Source organism: Streptomyces sp. NBC_01618 (assembly GCF_045209435.1).
Taxonomy (GTDB): domain Bacteria; phylum Actinomycetota; class Actinomycetes; order Streptomycetales; family Streptomycetaceae; genus Streptomyces.
The window spans coordinates 5,421,309-5,438,460 of the sequence record NZ_CP109297.1 but is presented as its reverse complement, the minus strand read 5'-3'; the positions used below and the strand labels follow the sequence as shown (position 1 = coordinate 5,438,460).

General features: G+C 68.9%; 17 protein-coding genes. 9 read left to right on the top strand and 8 right to left on the bottom strand.

Annotation, left to right across the window (positions count from 1 at the left end; translation table 11 throughout):
- Window positions 1–123 precede the first annotated feature (123 nt).
- From OH735_RS25395 to OH735_RS25375, 5 genes are all read right to left on the bottom strand, one after another.
- Window positions 124–483: a GntR family transcriptional regulator gene (locus OH735_RS25395; protein WP_406383836.1), complete on the bottom strand. Its 360-nt coding sequence runs from the start codon at window positions 481–483 to the stop codon at window positions 124–126.
- Between the two features lie 2 nt (window positions 484–485).
- Window positions 486–1,469 (bottom strand): DUF1648 domain-containing protein, encoded by a 984-nt coding sequence (locus OH735_RS25390; RefSeq protein ID WP_406386727.1) that lies wholly within the window; start codon window positions 1,467–1,469, stop codon window positions 486–488.
- A 165-nt stretch (window positions 1,470–1,634) separates the two neighbouring features.
- Window positions 1,635–2,303 carry a DUF6304 family protein gene (locus OH735_RS25385; protein WP_406383835.1) on the bottom strand — a complete coding sequence of 223 codons (669 nt, stop codon included), beginning with the start codon at window positions 2,301–2,303 and terminating at the stop codon, window positions 1,635–1,637.
- A 188-nt stretch (window positions 2,304–2,491) separates the two neighbouring features.
- Window positions 2,492–3,487 carry a family 2 encapsulin nanocompartment cargo protein polyprenyl transferase gene (locus OH735_RS25380; protein ID WP_406386726.1) on the bottom strand — a complete coding sequence of 332 codons (996 nt, stop codon included), beginning with the start codon at window positions 3,485–3,487 and terminating at the stop codon, window positions 2,492–2,494.
- Window positions 3,488–3,677: 190 nt separating this feature from the next.
- The gene (locus OH735_RS25375; protein ID WP_406383834.1) at window positions 3,678–5,084 is read right to left on the bottom strand and encodes a family 2B encapsulin nanocompartment shell protein; all 1,407 of its coding nucleotides are present in this window, start codon (window positions 5,082–5,084) and stop codon (window positions 3,678–3,680) included.
- A gap of 189 nt (window positions 5,085–5,273) precedes the next feature.
- Here OH735_RS25375 and OH735_RS25370 point away from each other — a divergent pair, with 189 nt between their 5' ends.
- The 3 genes from OH735_RS25370 (at window position 5,274) to OH735_RS25360 (ending at window position 7,758) form a co-directional block, all read left to right on the top strand.
- Window positions 5,274–5,723: an RrF2 family transcriptional regulator gene (locus OH735_RS25370; protein ID WP_406383832.1), complete on the top strand. Its 450-nt coding sequence runs from the start codon at window positions 5,274–5,276 to the stop codon at window positions 5,721–5,723.
- Between the two features lie 135 nt (window positions 5,724–5,858).
- Entirely contained in the window at window positions 5,859–7,055 is a 1,197-nt protein-coding gene (locus OH735_RS25365) for a globin domain-containing protein (RefSeq protein ID WP_406383831.1), read from the top strand.
- Between the two features lie 58 nt (window positions 7,056–7,113).
- Window positions 7,114–7,758: a carboxymuconolactone decarboxylase family protein gene (locus tag OH735_RS25360; protein WP_406383829.1), complete on the top strand. Its 645-nt coding sequence runs from the start codon at window positions 7,114–7,116 to the stop codon at window positions 7,756–7,758.
- Between the two features lie 22 nt (window positions 7,759–7,780).
- Here the strand turns inward: OH735_RS25360 and OH735_RS25355 are convergent, their stop codons facing one another.
- From OH735_RS25355 to OH735_RS25345, 3 genes are read right to left on the bottom strand one after another with little or no spacing between them, the layout of a single operon-like run.
- Entirely contained in the window at window positions 7,781–9,286 is a 1,506-nt protein-coding gene (locus tag OH735_RS25355) for a long-chain-fatty-acid--CoA ligase (protein ID WP_406383827.1), read from the bottom strand.
- A 47-nt stretch (window positions 9,287–9,333) separates the two neighbouring features.
- Window positions 9,334–10,362, bottom strand: coding sequence for a TauD/TfdA family dioxygenase (locus OH735_RS25350; protein WP_406383826.1), 1,029 nt, complete (start codon window positions 10,360–10,362; stop codon window positions 9,334–9,336).
- 11 nt (window positions 10,363–10,373) lie between these two features.
- Entirely contained in the window at window positions 10,374–10,508 is a 135-nt protein-coding gene (locus tag OH735_RS25345) for a hypothetical protein (protein ID WP_406383825.1), read from the bottom strand.
- Between the two features lie 203 nt (window positions 10,509–10,711).
- On the opposite strand from OH735_RS25345, the gene OH735_RS25340 reads away from it, so the two are divergent.
- From OH735_RS25340 to OH735_RS25315, 6 genes are all read left to right on the top strand, one after another.
- A complete protein-coding gene (locus OH735_RS25340) occupies window positions 10,712–11,734 on the top strand; it encodes an AraC family transcriptional regulator (RefSeq protein WP_406383824.1) in 1,023 nt (340 codons plus the stop codon).
- Window positions 11,735–12,045: 311 nt separating this feature from the next.
- Window positions 12,046–13,104, top strand: coding sequence for a 3-keto-5-aminohexanoate cleavage protein (locus OH735_RS25335; protein WP_406383822.1), 1,059 nt, complete (start codon window positions 12,046–12,048; stop codon window positions 13,102–13,104).
- 87 nt (window positions 13,105–13,191) lie between these two features.
- Window positions 13,192–14,163 (top strand): quinone oxidoreductase family protein, encoded by a 972-nt coding sequence (locus tag OH735_RS25330; RefSeq protein ID WP_406383821.1) that lies wholly within the window; start codon window positions 13,192–13,194, stop codon window positions 14,161–14,163.
- A gap of 85 nt (window positions 14,164–14,248) precedes the next feature.
- Entirely contained in the window at window positions 14,249–15,166 is a 918-nt protein-coding gene (locus OH735_RS25325; RefSeq protein WP_406383820.1) for a TauD/TfdA dioxygenase family protein, read from the top strand.
- Window positions 15,167–15,195: 29 nt separating this feature from the next.
- Window positions 15,196–16,530: an MFS transporter gene (locus tag OH735_RS25320; protein ID WP_406383819.1), complete on the top strand. Its 1,335-nt coding sequence runs from the start codon at window positions 15,196–15,198 to the stop codon at window positions 16,528–16,530.
- Window positions 16,527–17,096: an RBBP9/YdeN family alpha/beta hydrolase gene (locus tag OH735_RS25315; RefSeq protein WP_406383818.1), complete on the top strand. Its 570-nt coding sequence runs from the start codon at window positions 16,527–16,529 to the stop codon at window positions 17,094–17,096. The genes OH735_RS25320 and OH735_RS25315 overlap by 4 nt, the downstream gene beginning before the upstream one ends.
- Window positions 17,097–17,152: the final 56 nt, after the last annotated feature.

The window sequence follows — 17,152 nt, the reverse complement described above, 5'->3', positions numbered from 1 at the left end:
CTCCAGACCGCACTCCCTCCCCCAGCACCACGGGGGGCCACCTCGTAGGACGGGGTGGCCCCTTGCGCCTTCGACGGGTGGCGGAACGCCCGCCGCACCGGGTCCGGGACGGCCCGCGCCGGTCTACGAGCTGCCCAGTGCGGTACGGACGAGGGCCAGCAGTTCGTCCTCCGTCAGCCCCAGCTCGCGCGCGTCCGCGACCACCTCGCGTACGCGCTCCTGAAGCCGGGCCCGGTGCGGGGACGCGCCGCCGGTGACGACCGCGCCGCGCCCCCGGCGCAGCTCGATCAGTCCCTCCTCGCGGAGCTGCTGGTAACCGCGCAGCACCGTATGGACGTTGACCCCGAGGGACTCGGCAAGCATGCGGGCGGCGGGCAGACGCTCGCCCGGCACCACCGCACCCTCGGCGACGGCGCGGCGCACGGACGCCGCGATCTGATCACCGAGCGGCACGGTGGAAGTGGGATCGACCCGGAAGAGCATGGTCAGCGCTCCGCCTGTCGCCGGTCGATCAGGGTGTTGAGGAGCGCGGCCCCGGTCGCCGAGTCGTCGACGGTCACCGCGAACACCCGGCCGCCGGCCAGTGTCGCCACGATTCCCTCACCGGAGCGGATCAAGAGACCGCTCCGCCCCGGGCGGATCCGGTAGCCCCAGCCGCCGTACTCCGCAAGGGGGTTGATGTCGCGACTGGTCGCGGTCTCGATCCGGTCGAGCGGCACCCTGAGACGCGGCCAGGGGAGCATCCCCGAGATGGTGATGCCGCGCCGGTCCACCACGACGTACGGCCGGGCGAACACGGCCAGCAGCACACCGAGGATCAGCGGAGGCAACGCGGCCACCCAGCCCGAGCCGAGCAGCAGCACCACCCCGCCGGCCACGAGCACGAGGGCGATCAGCGGCCGCCACCAGCCCCCGGCGCTGCGCGCCCATCCGGCGACCTCCCCGTCGGCGAGCGAGATCCGCGCTCCGTCGCCGGCCTGCCCGGTCACAGCCGGCTGCTCCGGTGCGGGACCGAGCGCGGCCAGGCCCAGCCCCAGTCCTCCGGCGAGCACGGCGACCCCCAGGGCGACGGCGAGCTGCCACATCGGGAACGACGCACCCTGCGTCTCCCCGTTCACGACGTCACCGGCATCCACATTGGCGAGCAGCACGGCGGCCATCACCCAGCCGAGGAATCCGGCAAAGGCATACCCACCGGCGATCAGCCAGCGGTAAGCCCGCCCGTAGAACATTCCCCGCACCACCGTGAGGGCCCACAGCGCACCGGTCACGGCGAACAGCAGGACGTTGGCCACGCCGAACCACACCTGACTCATGTGCCCGTTCTCCCGGCCATCGGCCTGGAAGTGGCTGGCCAGTTGTTCGGGCAGCCGGTCCCGGAAGACGGCGAACAGCACCAGATCGGCAACGAGCGCGAGCAGGAACGGCAGGGTGGCGAGGGCGGCTCTGCCCAGATTCTTACGCATCACGAAAACCTCCATTGTTCGCATGGTAGTAGAACAATAGAGTTACGGCAAAACCTTGTCGGCATGCTGACGCCTACCGGCCGACCGGTCAGTCAGTCAGTCGGCAGGCAGGCAGGCAGGCAGGCAGGCAGGCAGGCAGGCAGGCAACGCTCCGGCCGGCCGAGAACGTCAGGCCAGTTCGAGCGGGAACGCGCCCCGATGCCCCGTACCGGCACCATGGTCCGGGCGGGGTTCGTACTCGCGGCAGCTCCAGACCTCCTGGACGAATCCGGTCCGCCGGTCCCACAGGTCCAGGACATCGCCCTCACCGGCCGCCCCGCGGTAGGCGTCCTTGGCGCCCCGGAAGCACGCGAGGCCGCCGGAAAGGCCGCGGCCCGGGGCCGGGAAGTAATCGGAGAAGGCGCAGGCGATGCAGGTCTGGAGGCGCACCCCCGGTGGCAGGACGCGTTGGATCGTGGCGAGCGCGGAGGCGAAGTCGCTCTCGGCGCGGCGGGATCCGTACGCGGCCCCGCCGAACTGCAGCTCCAGGTAGAGATACGGATCGGGGCGGCGCAACGACAACAGGCAGCTGAGCGTGGCCTGATGAACGGCTCCGTCCCAGAGGACCGGGAGCGGCAGGTCCCACTCCAGGACACAGTCGCCCAACGCACCGTCCACCAGGGCGAACAGGCCGTCGGTCGGCGGCGCGCCGGCCACCGGGGCGAGACCGTCGAAGCTTTCGCCCTCGAAATCGATGCCCCTGATCCGGAGGCGGAGTTGCTGTCCGTCGGTGGTGAGGATGACGGCGTCGGAACCCTGTCGGTCCCGGTACCACCCTGCCCATGACTCGTCTGTCATGGGCACGGACTGTAGCCCGTGCCCATGACAGTCGCTCTGCCGCCCTCCTTTTCGTCTCACGAGCCTTGTGACCTCGGCACCTTGCCCTGTTCTCCTTTCTCCGCCCCCTTCGCCGTCATCGGCTCTCCGCCCCCTTCCTGGTGCCCCCCTCCGGTGCCATCGTGTGTGCCGATTCCTCCTTTCCGCGCTCAGTGCGTCCGGCGGGTGACGAACTCCGCCAGGGTCAGGAGATCGCCCGCCGGAGCCAGGTCGGGGACCGCCCGGGACAGGTGGTGGACGGCGCGGGCCATCCGGTCCGCCGCGCAGACCTGCGCCCAGTCCCGGCCGCCGGCCCGGTCGACGGCGTCGGCGGCGCGGCTCACGTCACCGGGGGTGTTCATGGCTCCCCGGTAGAGCGCGGCGAGTTCGGCCGCTGCCGGGGTGCCGGAGGTCAGCGCGGCGACCACGGGCAGGGACTTCTTGTGTGCGACGAGATCCGCCCCCACCGGCTTCCCGGTCTGTGCCGGATCCCCCCAGATGCCGATCAGATCGTCGATGAGCTGGAAGGCCAGGCCCGCTTCCCGGCCGAATCCGTCCATCGAGCCGACCGCCCGCTCCCCCGCTCCGGCGTACAGCCCTCCCAGCGCGCAGGCGCAGCCGAGCAGGGCGCCCGTCTTGGCGGTGGCCATGGTCAGGCACTCGTCGAGCGAGACCTCGTCCGGGTCGCGGTCCTCGAAGGCGCAGTCCGCCTGCTGGCCCGAGCAGAGCTCGATGACGCAGGTCGAGAGCCGCGCCGAAGCGCGGGCCGCGGCCGGACCGGTGTCCTCGGCCAGCAGTCGCTGGGCGAGGGCCAGCATGGCGTCGCCGGCGATGATCGCGTCCGGGATGCCGAAGACCGCCCAGGCCGTGGGCCGGTGCCGACGGGTCCGGTCCTCGTCGATGACGTCGTCGTGCAGCAGGGTGAAATTGTGGGCCAGCTCCACGGCGACGGCCGCCCTTACCGCCTGTCGCGGGTCGCCGCCCAGCGCGCGGGCGGCGGCGAGGACGAGGGCGGGTCTGATCGCCTTGCCCGCCTGTCCCGACGACGGGGTGCCGTCGGCCTGCTGCCAGCCGAAGTGGTACATCGCGACGCGGCGGATCGATCCGGGCAAGGAGTCGACGGCGGCCCGCAGTTCGGGATCGACGAGGGTCCGGGTCTGTTCCAGGAGGGCGGGGGCCTCGTCGCTCCGGGTCGCGAGGGCGGCCGGGTCGTCGTCGCCCGGGGCGCGGGGTGTCGGTGATTGGGGTGCGTGATGGGTCTTCACTGGGGCGTCCTCCCGATGCCGCCCCAGTGCACGGCTGCCCGGGGCGGAGGTTGGCGGGGGCCCGGACCCTGCCGTCCGGGCCCCCGAGCGGCTACCGCCAGCGGCTGACCTCGACGTTTTCCAGTACGCCGAGGGCGTCCGGCACGAGGATGGCCGCGGAGTAGTAGGCCGTCACCAGGTAGGAGATGATCGCCTGCTCGTCGATGCCCATGAAGCGGACCGACAGGCTGGGTTCGATCTCGTCGGGGATGCCGGTCTGCTGGAGCCCGATGACGCCCTGCTCGGCCTCACCCGTCCTCATGCAGATGATCGACGTGGTCCGGGCGTCGGTGACCGGGATCTTGTTGGACGGGAAGATCGGTACGCCCCGCCAGGCCGGCACGTGGTGTCCCCCGACGTCCACGCTCTCCGGCACCAGACCGCGCTTGTTGCATTCGCGGCCGAACGCGGCGATGGCCCGCGGGTGGGCGAGGAAGAGCTTGGAGCCGCGGCGGCGGGAGAGCAGCTCGTCCATGTCGTCGGGGCTGGGCACCCCGTCGTGCGGCTGGAGGCGCTGCCCGTAGTCGCAGTTGTTGAGCAGGCCGAACTCCCGGTTGTTGATCAGCTCGTGCTCCTGGCGCTCACGCAGCGCCTCGACCGTGAGCCGCAACTGCTGCTCGGTCTGGTTCATCGGCTGGTTGTAGAGGTCGGCGACCCTGCTGTGTACCTTCAGCACGGTCTGGGCGACGCTCAGTTCGTACTCGCGCGGCGCCGCCTCGTAGTCGACGTACGTGTGCGGGACGACGGCTTCGCCGACATGGCCGGCGGAGAGGTCGATCTCCGCCTCGCCGTACTTGTTGGTGCGCTGCTCCGGGATGCTGAGCAGCGCGGCAAGATGGGTGCGGAGCGAATCCGCGCGCTCGGCGAGGTTCAGGACATCGGTCCGGCGCAGCGTCAGCACCGTACAGGCGGTGACGGCACGGGCGGTGTACTCCCAGACGGCGTCGCCGTCGAGCAGGGCGTGGTCGCCGAAGTAGGCTCCGTCGGCGTGGACCCCGAGCACCGTCTCGCCCCCGTACGGACCGGTGCCGATTTTCTGGACCTTGCCGTGTGCCAGCAGGAAGACGCGGTCCGCCGCATCCCCGGAGTTGACCAGTACCTGGCCGGCGGCGACGTCGCGCTGCTCGCACCGGCGGGCCAGCTCACCGAGCACCTCCTCGTCGCCGAACTCCCGCAGGGCGGGAAGCTCTCCGAGCTCGGCAGGGATGACCGAGACCCGGTCACCGGTCTGCACGAAGGTCACCCGGCCGTCCCCCACCGAGTAGCTCAGCCTGCGGTTCACCCGATACGTGCCGCCCTGCACCTGCACCCATGGCAGCATCTTCAGCAGCCACCGTGAGGTGATCTCCTGCATCTGCGGAGCGGACTTGGTGGTCGTCGCGAGGTTCCGCGCCGCCGCCGTGCCCAGACTCTGCTGCGGCGGCACCGGCGCGTTCTGAACCTCTTCACCAACGGACATCTGACGTCCTCTCGATCATCGGCTGACCTGCACGAAGAAGCCTTTCAGCACGGAGAGTCGGCACGCCATTACACAAAAGAGTGTGACTATTCGGGCTTTGGGCTGGGCACGACGCTGAGCAATGCCCACCCGGTGCCCGTGAGCGCCTTTAATTTGCATCATTGATGCAAATTATCTAGCGTGGCCGCCATGCGGCTGACGAGATTCACCGACGTGGCGCTGCGCGTACTGATGCGCCTCGCCGTCGTGGAGAACGAGGACCCGCCGACCACCCGGGAGGTGGCGGCGACCATGCAGGTGCCGTACACCCACGCCGCGAAGGTCGTCGCCAAGCTCCAGCACCTCGGCCTCGTCGAGGCGCGCCGGGGTCGCGGCGGCGGGCTCAGCCTCACCGGAGCGGGCCGGTCCGCCTCGATCGGTGAACTCGTCCGGGAGCTGGAGGGGCCGGGCGACGTCGTCGAGTGCGAGGGCGCCACACCCTGCCCCCTGCGCTCGGCCTGCCGGCTGCGCGGCGCCCTGCGCCAGGCAGAGGATGCCTTCTACGCCTCGCTCGATCCGATCACCGTCGCCGAACTCGTCACCTCCCCCACCGGACCACTGCTGATCGGCATCAGCAGGGGCCGCCCGGGCACCGACTGAGCCGGGACCGGACCACCGCACGCACCACGCCCACGCCCACGCCACACCCACGCCGGACCACGGGCGTCACCACCCCGTTTCCCCCTGCCCAAAAATACGCATCTCACATACCAATTCAAGAATCAGGAGTCACCGATGCTCTCCGAGTCCTCGACCGCCACCGTCCGTGCCACCCTCCCCGCCGTGGGAGCGGCCATCGGAGACATCGCCGATCTCTTCTACCGCAAGCTCTTCGACGCCCACCCCGAGCTGCTGCGCGATCTCTTCAACCGCGGCAACCAGGCGTCCGGCGCCCAGCGCCAGGCCCTCGCGGGCTCCATCGCCGCCTTCGCAACCCATCTGGTCGAGCACCCGGACACCCGCCCCGACGTGATGCTCGGCCGGATCGCCCACAAGCACGCCTCGCTCGGCGTCACCGCCGCGCAGTACGACATCGTGCACACCCATCTGTTCGCCGCCATCGCCGAGGTGCTCGGCGACGCGGTCACCCCGGACGTCGCCGCCGCCTGGGACGAGGTCTACTGGCTGATGGCGGGCGCCCTGATCTCGATCGAGGAGCGGCTGTACGCGCAGCAGGGCGTCGTCGCAGGCGATGTGTGGCGCGAGTGGGAGGTGACCGCCCGGATCGAGGAGACGGCCGATGTCGCCACCTTCCAGCTCCGCCCGGCCGACAACGCCCCCGCCCCCGACTTCCGCCCCGGCCAGTACGTCTCCGTACAGGTGGAACTCCCCGACGGGGCCCGCCAGATACGCCAGTACAGCCTCTCCAGCGCCCCCGGCTCGCCGCTGCGCTCGATCACCGTCAAGCGGGTGCACGGCGACGGCTCGCCCGACGGCGAGGTCTCCCGTCACCTGCACACCGAGGTCGGGGCCGGTGACCGGCTGCGGGTCTCCGCCCCGTACGGCGATCTCGTGCTCCACTCCTCAAACGCCCCGCTCCTGCTCGCCTCGGCGGGCATCGGCTGCACCCCGATGCTCTCGATGCTGGAACACCTCGCGGCGACCGGCCACCGCGCCCCGGTCACCGTCGTGCACGGCGACCGCTCCCCCGCCGACCACCCGATGCGCACCGACCACGCCCAGCTCACCGGCAAACTCCCCGACGCCACCGCCCACTTCTGGTACGAGGCCCCGGAGCCCGGCCACCGGGCCGACCGCACCGGACGCGTCGACCTGAGCGGCCTCGCGATCGCCCCCGGCACCCACGCCTACCTCTGCGGCCCGCTGCCCTTCATGCGTGCCGTACGCACCCAGCTGCTGGCCCAGCGTGTCCCCGCGGCCGACATCCACTACGAGGTGTTCGGCCCCGACCTGTGGCTCGCCCAGGACTGAACCCCCTCATCGCTCGCGGAATTGACCGGATACGCTCGCACTCGGTTCGAACAACTCCTTGGGAAATGGCCCGGACATCGACATTCCGTACAAGCGGATGCAGGCCCGGTCCCCCACGCGCAAAAAAATCGGCCATGCCGGAGACTCAGCGAAAAGCAGGAACGTCCATGCCACGATGCTGGATGCGCCTCTGCCGAACGATCTGAAATTTGTCTCGAAGTGGAAAATCACCTGCCCCCTGAGGTCAAGTCACGGGACGCCCCAAGGCCTACTGTTGCCTCGGCCAACGATCTCAGGGGAAGGGCACACCATGGAAAGTTCTTCGACGGTTGACCGGATGCGGGCGAATGGCAGCTGGAACCCCCTGTGGGACCAGTTGTACGCATGGGATCCCACGTGGACCGAGGAGTTCATGAAAACGGCAACGATGCCCTGGAGGAACGGGGTCCTCGAGCCGAAGGTCGTCGAATTGCTGTGCATTGCGGTGGATGCGGCCTCGACCCATATGTACGCTCCCGGGGTCAGACGCCACATACGAGCCGCATTGGAGCTCGGCGTGACCCGGGAAGAGATCCTCGAAGTGCTGAAGCTGGCCACCGTGCTCGGCATACATGCCTGCAACATCGGCGTTCCGATCCTCGCCGAAGAACTCACAGCGTACGAGCAGCGGCCCTCCGGCCGTGAGCAACCGTCCCGTGAGTGACCCTCACTGGGGGATGGTCGGTTCAGTCCTCGGGGGCCTTCTGCTCGACGACGATCTCCCGCTTGAGGATCTTGCCCGTTGCTCCCTTGGGGAGCGCGTCGGTGAAGGTGACGATCCGCGGATACTTGTAGGCAGCCACCCGCTGTTTGACGTGGTCGCGGATCTGATCGGCCGTGGCCTGGGCGCCGTCCTGGAGGGTCACGACGGCGGCCACCTCCTCCCCGTGGATCTCGTGCGGCACGCCGACCACTGCGGCCTCGGCGACGGCCGGGTGTTCGTAGAGCACTTCCTCGATCTCACGTGGATAGACGTTGTATCCGCCACGGATGATGAGGTCCTTCTTCCGGTCGACGACGAAGTAGTAGCCGTCTTCGTCGACACGGGCCAGATCGCCGCTGTGGAACCACCCGTCCCGGACCGCTTCCGCGGTCTCGTTCGGACGGTTCCAGTAGCCCCTCATGACGTTCTCGCCGCGGATCGCGATCTCGCCCACGTCGCCCGGCCCCACCGAACTGCCGTCGGCCGCCACGAGCTTGAGGTCGACCCCGCGGATCGGGAGGCCGATCGAGCCGGCCTTGCGTGGCCGGTGCAGAGGGTTGAATGAAGCGATCGGCGAAGTCTCCGAGAGGCCGTAGCCCTCCAGTACCGTGACGGCGAATTGCTGTTCGAAACGGTGCAGTACCTCGACCGGCAGGGACGCACCGCCGGAAACGGCCAGACGCAGGCGTGAGAGTGCGCAGCCGTCGGGAACTCCGGTGGTGAGCAGGGCTGTGTACATCGTAGGGACGCCCAGGAAGACGGTGGCCCCGTCCCGGTGCATGATCTCCCGCGCTCTGGCCGGCTCGAACCGGGGCAGCAAGGTCAGGGTGGCACCCGCAGCGACGGCGGTGTTGAGAGCGCAGGTCTGCCCGAAGGCGTGGAACAGCGGCAGGCCCCCGAACAGTACGTCGTCCGGCCCGACGTCGAGCAGCGTCTCGGCAGCGGTGGCCGCGTTGGTCATCAGGTTGCGGTGGGTCAGCTCGGCACCCTTGGGGGTTCCTGTCGTGCCCGACGTGTAGAGGATCACGGCGGTGTCATCAGCCGCCCGGTCGGCGACCCGGTGCATGGGTTCGGTGCCCTTCTCCGGGGTGTCGAGCATCGTTGGGTCGGCAACCAGGCAGTCGGCCCCGACTTCGGCCGCGGCCGTTGCGACCTCGCTCATGAAGTGAGGGGATGTCACCACGAGCCGGGATCCGGAATCCCGGAGAGCGAAGGCGATTTCACGCGCCTTCAACAGCGGATTCATCGGCACCACCACACCACCGCAGCGGAGAATGCCATAGTACGCAACCGGGAAACAGGCGACGTTGGGCAGAACCAATGCGACGCGATCGCCCGTCCGGACACCCTTGGTCTGCAACAGTGCGGCGAACCGGGCGCTCGCGTCGTTGAGTTGGGCATAGGTAAGGGCGATGTCATCCTGGCGAACGGCGAGGCGGTCACCGTTGGACCGGGCGGATTTCGCCAGGAGTGTGGCGAGGTTGTTCATTCGGTTCCCTCTTCGATCCGGGCTGGTGGGGGTACGGGCGGTGGCGGTCACCGGTGGTGGCGGAATCCGCCGAGGCATGCGCTGCTCTGTGTCGCTATGACGTCGCGAGGTGAAACCCCGCCGCCTCCCTGCCGCAGGGCCAACCACAGGCGCAGGAGGTGGCGTTTCAGATCGGGTTCGGTGAAGTCCTCGTATTCCGTTCGGGAATGAAGAACGGTGTGGTTGTTCACGAACAGCAGGTCGCCGACCTCGAAGTCGACATCGAGCCGGAATTCCGATGATGCTGCCAGTGCGTCGACGAGGTCGAACAATTCCACGTCCGCCGGATCCAGGCGGGGAACGTCAGGAAAGCGCTGTGCGGATTCGAGATAGCAGCGGTTGTAGCGCATGCTGCCCCTGCCCCTGCTCCAGGACACGAGCGGGACCGCGGTGTACGGGAGCTCGTCGGGGGCCTGCTCCTCCCGACGGTCGAGGAAGTGGGTGCGGTACAGCCGATCGACCAGATCCGGCCGCCGTGCCAGGACGGCGTTGTGGACCGCTGCCGAGCTGACGACGGCGGTCCGTGCGCCGGAGCGGGCCGCGCGCAGGCACAGCAGCCCGAGGACATCGGACCCGTCGGTGTGGAACGGCAGTCTCGCCCGGGTCTGGTATCCGCGCGTCCCCGGGTCGGCAAGGCTACGGCCGGTGTCCCGGGCGTGGCCGAGCATATGGCCCGACGCGTTCTGCGAGACCGGCATACCCAGGTGTCGGCCCACTCCCCAGAAGATCGTGCTCGCCGCCGCCTGGCTGTATCGCTCGACCGGAATGCGTTTGACGAGGACAAAACCGCGTCCGTTCTCCAGTACGTCGGCGATGCGTGCCAGCTCGCCGGCCAGCGTCGGCAGCGGAAAGTCACCGGCGGTGACCTTCAGCAGTGGAACGCTCCGCTCGCGCACCGCGCGCAGAGCTGCTTCGAGTTCGTCGATCTGCGCAGGTGAGAGCCGCAGGACCCATTCCCCCGAGTCGATCAGGTCCGGGCCCTTCCACACGGCCGGCCCGGTACAGGGTCGGCGCAAAACGTTTCTCACGTCTGTCATGGCGGCCTCCCTCATTCTCCGCTCCTCGCGAAGTCCGATGTCTCGATCCGCCGCCGGTGCAGCGAATCCATCGATTTGCCGGTGATTTCTTCGACCTGCCGGTGATTCCATTGATCTGCCGGGGATTCCGGTGATTCGTCGGTCATTCCGTGCCGCTTTCTGGGTCTGGTCAACGGCGGGGCCATTTGCGATGGTGTCCTCCGCTGGATTTCCGACCGGCCGGGACGCCGCATCCAGGCGGAGAAGCTCCACCGCGGTGGTGCAACGCTAGGTCACGACGCGACCCATTACTTGACGTGACGTGACATCTCACTTATCACTTGGGGACAGAGCCCCCTGGAGTGCGCCCATGAAGCCTCTTGTCCGCAATGCAGCGCTGAACAGCTATGTCGAGGTCAGCCAGTCGCTCGGCATCGATCCGCGAGCTCTGATGAAGCGTGTGGGCCTGGACCCTGTCGGCCTCGCGGTCCAGGACAGATGGATCCCCGGCGCGGCGGTCATCCAGTTGCTCGAACTCTCGGCGACGGCCTCACATCGAGGGGACTTCGGCGTGCTCCTCGCCGAGCGACGCCGCTTCTCCAATCTCGGACCCATCAGCCTGGTCCTGCGCGACGAGCCCGACGTCCGCAGCGCCCTCGAACTTCTCGTCCGTCATGAGTACATGTACAACGAGATGCTCCACAGTCGGCTCTCCGAGGCGAGCGGCCTGGCCAACCTCAAGGTGAGCCTCGAAGTGGGTGAGGCCATGGCCACCCGCCAGGCCACCGAGCTGGCCGTGGGTGCCTTCCACGGGGTTCTCCGCAGTTTTCTTGGTGCCCGGTGGCAGCCGCTGTCCGTGTGCTTCACGCACGACGCGCCGGCGGATCCGGGTACCCACCGGCGCGTCTTCGGCCCCGTCGTGGAATTCGGCCGGGAGTTCAACGGGATCGTCTTCTACGCCAGCGATCTCAAAGCTCCCAATCCCATGTCGGACCCGCTGCTGCGGACCTACGCCCGGCAGTATTTCGAGTCCATCGCGGTTTCCAGGGACACCACCATGCTGGACCGCGTGCGCGAGCTGATCGAAGTCCTGCTGCCCACCGGGCGCTGTTCGATCGAGCAGGTCGCGGACAGTCTCGGCATCGACCGGAGAACCGTCCACCGGCACCTGGCGGCCTCGGGCGAGACGTTCTCCTCCGTCCTCAACGCGACACGTGTCCAGCTCGCGGAGCAGCTCGTCGCGAACCCGCGCCGCTCGTTCACGGACATCTCCGGGTTGCTGGGATTCTCCGCACCGAGCGCTTTCTCGCGCTGGTTCCGCGAGCGGTTCGGCTGCAGCCCGAGGGAGTCGCGGGTGCGCGGGACCAGGAAGCAGCTCTCCGGCGAGGGGTGACCACCGGTGACCGTGCGCGAGGCCGGGGCATGTCCCCAAGCGGCAAGTCTTCTGTCACCTTCGGTCAAGCGCGTGCCGTAACCCGCCCTTAACGTTGGCGTACCGCGAGGGACATGGCCGATCCCACGAGGGTGAGCAGGAACACTGTCCGCCGCCGCATGCGCCTCCCCCAGGCCCACTGATCCTATCCGAGCCACCAGCGAGCCTGGGAATCCCTTCCGCACTCTCGCGTCCGCTCCTCGCATGCCCTCCAGGCCCCGCATCGCCGGCAGCGCAACAAGTAAAGCCCCACCCGACTAAGGAGATGGACCATGCATTTCTTCGACGACTCCCTGTATCCGGAGAACCAGGAGAAGCTGGTCATCCAGGCCGCGCCCTACGGGCCGGAGTGGCTGCCCGGCGACGTCGACGACCTCCCGCTCACCATGGACGACCACGTACAGGCGGCCGTCGACTGCTACAACGCGGGCGCCACGGTGCTCCACATCCACGTACGCGAGCTGGACGGCCACGGCTCCAAGCGCATCTCCATGTTCAACGAACTGATGGCCCGGCTGCGCGAGGCCGTACCGGACATGGTCCTGCAGATCGGCGGATCGATCTCCTTCGCCCCCGAGGACGAGGGCGGCGACGCCAAGTGGCTCAGCTACGACACCCGCCACATGCTGGCCGAGATCACCCCCAGGCCCGACCAGGTGACGATCGCGATCAACACCAACCAGATGAACATCGTCGAGCTCTTCGACGACGAGGACATCGAGGGCACCTCGATCGCCAAGCCGGCGTACTACAAGGCCTACCGGGACATGGTGGTCGAGGCCGGGCCGGACTTCTATCTCGAACACCTCGAGCGGCTCCGGGCCAAGGACATCCAGCCGCACTTCCAACTCGCCAACATGGCACAGCTGGAGACCGTGGAGCGGCTGATCCGCAAGGGCGTCTACAACGGCCCGCTGGTGCTCAACTACGTCGCCATCGGGGGCGGGTTCGCCGGCCGGCACCCGGCCGACCTGATCGAGTTCATCCGTCGCGTCCCGGACGGCGCCGTGCTCACCATCGAGGCATCCATGCGCGCGGTGGCGCCGATGGGCGCGGTCGGGATCGCCCTGGGTGCGCATGTGCGGGTGGGCAACGAGGACAACCTGTGGCAGCACAAGGGCGAGCGGATGTCCTCCGTGCAGCAGGTCGAGCAGATGGTCCGGATCGCCGACGCGCTCGGCCGTGAGATCGCCACCGGGCAGGAGGCGAAGCAGATCTACAGGATCGGCGAATGGTACGCGGATGCCGACGAGACCCTGGCCCGGCTCGGCATGGTGCCCAACCGCCGCCCCGGCCGGCGCGGCTCCATGCTGCGCGACGTCACGAGCTGACCCGACCCCACGGGCGGCGGCCCGGGGACCCTGCCGCCGCCCCGCACCACCCCACTCAGCCCTGCACACGAGCAAACGGAGCACGTCATGGCACACGCCATTCGCTTCCATGAAACCGGTGGCCCCGACGTCATGCGGTGGGAAAAGGTCACCACCGGCGACCCGGGCCCGGGCGAGATACGGATCCGGCACGTCGCCGTCGGACTCAATTTCGCCGACACGTATTTCCGCACCGGCCTGTACCCGGCTCCGCTGCCCGCCGGGCTCGGCGTGGAGGCATCAGGTGTGATCGAGGCCGTGGGCGAGGGCGTGAAGCATGTCGCCGAGGGCGACCGGGTGACCTACACCGGCAGCCCGCTGGGCGCCTACAGCACGGAGCGGGTCATGCCCGCGGATTCACTCATCAAGCTGCCGGACGACATCAGCTGCGAGACCGCCGCAGCCATGACAATGCGCGGCCTCACCGCAGCCTACCTGCTGCGCCGGATCCACCCGCTGAAGTCCGGCGATACCGTACTGCTCCACGCGGCGGCCGGCGGCGTCGGCCTGATCGTCTCCCAGTGGGCGAAGCTGCTCGGCATCACCGTGATCGGCACGGTCTCGAGCGAGGAGAAGGCCGAGGTCGCGCGCGCCCACGGCTGCGAGCACATCGTCTACTACCGGCGCGAGAACGTGGCCGAGCGGGTGCGTGAACTGACCGACGGCAAGGGTGTCCCGGTCGTCTTCGACAGCATCGGCAAGGACACCGTCGCCGGATCCATGGCCTCGCTCCAGCGCCGCGGCCTGCTGGTGTGCTTCGGTACGGCCTCCGGAGTCCCGCCGCTCGACGCCATGCAACTGGCCATCCACGGCTCGCTGTTCGTGACCCGCCCCGCGCTGGCCGACTACATCGCCGAGCCGGGGGAACGGGCCGCACTGGCCGGTGAGCTGTTCGGACATGTCGCGTCCGGCCGCATCACGATCGAGACCAACCAGCGCTACGCCCTTCAGGACGCCGTGCAGGCACATCGCGATCTCGAAGGAGGGCGGACCACGGGATCTTCCGTCTTCGTCGTCTGAGTACGCCGTGTCCGAGCACCGAGCGCCCCCATGACACGTCCCCCGTGGCACGTCCCCCACGTCACGTTACCGAGGAGTGAGAACGATGCCCCAGACCATTCACCCGAGGGAAGGCGTGCCGGCCGTGGCGCGTACCGGCGTCCGCCGTACCTCGATCAGGGTCGAGCCGCTGACCTGCACCATCGGAGCCGAACTCTTCGGCGTGAACCTCGGCGACGCCTCGCGCGACGACGACCTGTTCGCACAGATCAAGGAACTGCTGCTGCAGTACAAGGTCCTCTTCCTGCGCGACCAGGACATCTCCCGCGCCGAACACGTCGCCTTCGCGGCGCGCTTCGGTCCGCTGGAGGACCACCCGGTGGCCGGCAGCGACCCCGACCACCCGGGCCTGGTCCGTATCTACAAGGATCTGGACAGCAAACCCGAGCACTACGAGAACGCCCTGCACTGCGACGCGACCTGGCGCGCGACCCCACCCATGGGCGCCGTGCTGCGCTGCGTGGAAACACCGGAGGTGGGCGGTGACACGATCTGGGTCAACATGGCCGAGGCCTACCGCAGGCTGCCCGAGCACATCAAGACCCAGATCGCGGACCTGCGCGCGCGGCACAGCATCGAGGCGACCTTCGGCGCCGCCATGCAGGCGGGGCAACGCCACGAACTGAAGGCCCGCTTCCCCGACCCGGAGCACCCGGTGGTGCGCACCCACCCGGAGACCGCCGAGCAGATCCTCTTCGTCAATGCCTTCACCACGCACTTCGTCAACTACCACACACCCGAGAACGTGCGCTTCGGCCAGGACTACGCGCCCGGCGCCGGCAACCTTCTGCACTACCTGATCAGCCAGGCGGCCGTCCCCGAGTACCAAGTGCGCTGGCGCTGGCAGAAGAACAGCGTCGCCATCTGGGACAACCGCTCCACCCAGCACTACGCCGTCCAGGACTACTGGCCCGGCGTCCGCAAGATGGAGCGCGCCGGGATCGTCGGCGACGCCACGTTCTGAGCCCTGACCAGAGACGAAAGGTGACGCCCATGGGACTTCACACCGTCGGCACATCGGTCCCGGACACGTCTTCTGCCGCGCCGGCCGTATCCCGTAGCTACGCCTGGCTGGTGTTCGCCCTGAGCTTCGGGCTGCTGCTGTCCGACTACATGTCGCGACAGGTCCTCAACGCCGCCTTTCCCCTGCTGAAGGCGGAATGGCTGATCTCCGACGCCGAGTTGGGCACACTCAGCGGCGTCGTTGCCCTGATGGTCGGTGTGCTCACGTTCCCCCTGTCGCTGTTGGCGGACCGCTGGGGCCGGGTCAGGATCCTCGTCCTCTCTGCGACAGCGTGGAGCCTGGCGACCCTGGGCTGCGCCATTGCCGCGAGCTACGGCCAGATGTTCCTGGGCCGGTTCATGGTGGGCGTCGGAGAGGCGGCCTACGGGAGTGTCGGCATCGCGGTGGTCCTGAGCGTGTTCCCTGTGGGCGTGCGGGCCACGCTCTCCGGAGCCTTCATCGCCGGCGGGTCGTTCGGATCCGTGCTCGGCGTGTCGATCGGCGGCGCCATCGCCCAGGAGTACGGCTGGCGTTGGGCATTCGGCACGATGGGATTCTTCGGGCTGGCGCTGGCCGCCGTCTACGGCCTCGTGGTCACGGAGAAAAGGCTGGGTTCGGCCTCGACGAGCCGTGACAACGCCACGTCCGGCGAACGTCCCCCCATCCGAACCCAGCTGCCGCGACTGTTCTCCTCGGTCTCCGTGGTCTGCGCGTACATCGGCAGCGGACTGCAGATGTTCATCGCCATGTCCCTGCTCGCCTGGATGCCCAGCTTCCTCAACCGGTACTACGCCATGCCTCCGGGTGAAGCCGGCCTCGTCGCCGGAGTCTTCGCGCTGATCGGTGGCACCGGCATGATCCTCTGCGGGATCGTCGCGGACCGCCTCAGCCGGAAGGCCTCGACCCGGAAGTGGCACGTAGCGATCGCCTGCAGCGTTGGGTCGCTCGTGTTGCTGATGGCGGGATTCCATCTGCCGACCGGCTTGCTGCAACTCGTACTGATCGCGGCCGGGACCCTGGTGGCCGCAGGCACCGCCGGTCCGGCGGCCGCCATGGTCGCCAACCTGACCCCCGCTGCCATCGCCGCGACGGCCTTCGCCACCCTCACCCTGGCCAACAGCCTGTTCGGGCTGGCCCCCGGGCCCGCCGTGACGGGCATGCTCGCGGACCACCTGGGCCTGCTCGGCGCACTGCAGGTGATCCCGCTCGTAGCCCTCGTGACCGGCGTGGTCTTCACGATCGGCAAGTTCTCCTACGAAAAAGATCTGTGCCGCCTGGGGCTGCTCCCCGACCTGGCGCCCAAGACCCCGGAGCTGCAGTCATGAGCCTCACCGCACGGCCGACAGTCGTCATCGTCCCCGGACTGCGCGATCACGTGCCGGACCACTGGCAGATCGCCCTCACCGGCAAGATCACCGACGCCCGGACCGTTCCCCCGCTGGAGAAGGACAGGCTGAGCCGCGACGCCCAGGTCGCCGCACTGGACGAGGTGCTGTCGGACATCTCCGGCCCGGTCGTACTCGTCGCCCACAGCGCCGGGGTGATGACCACCGTCCACTGGGCGCAACGACACCGGCGTCCGGTCAGGGGCGCACTGCTCGCGACGCCGCCCGATTTCGAGACCCCGCTGCCGGACGGCTATCCCACCCTGGACGCCCTGCGCGACAACGGCTGGACCCCGGTGCCACGGACACCCCTGCCGTTCCCCAGCATCGTCGCCGCGAGCACGAACGACCCCCTGGCCGACGCCGATCGCGTCGCCGGCCTCGCCCGGGCATGGGGCAGCCGCCTCGTCGACCTCGGCCCGGTCGGACACCTCAACCCGGCCTCCGGCTACGGCGAGTGGCCGCAGGCGGAGGCGTTCGTCCGCGAGCTCGGTCGATCCTCGTAGGCACGTCCTGCAGCCCGGCCGCTGTGCACCGTTCCCCACCCGCACGACCCCGCCCC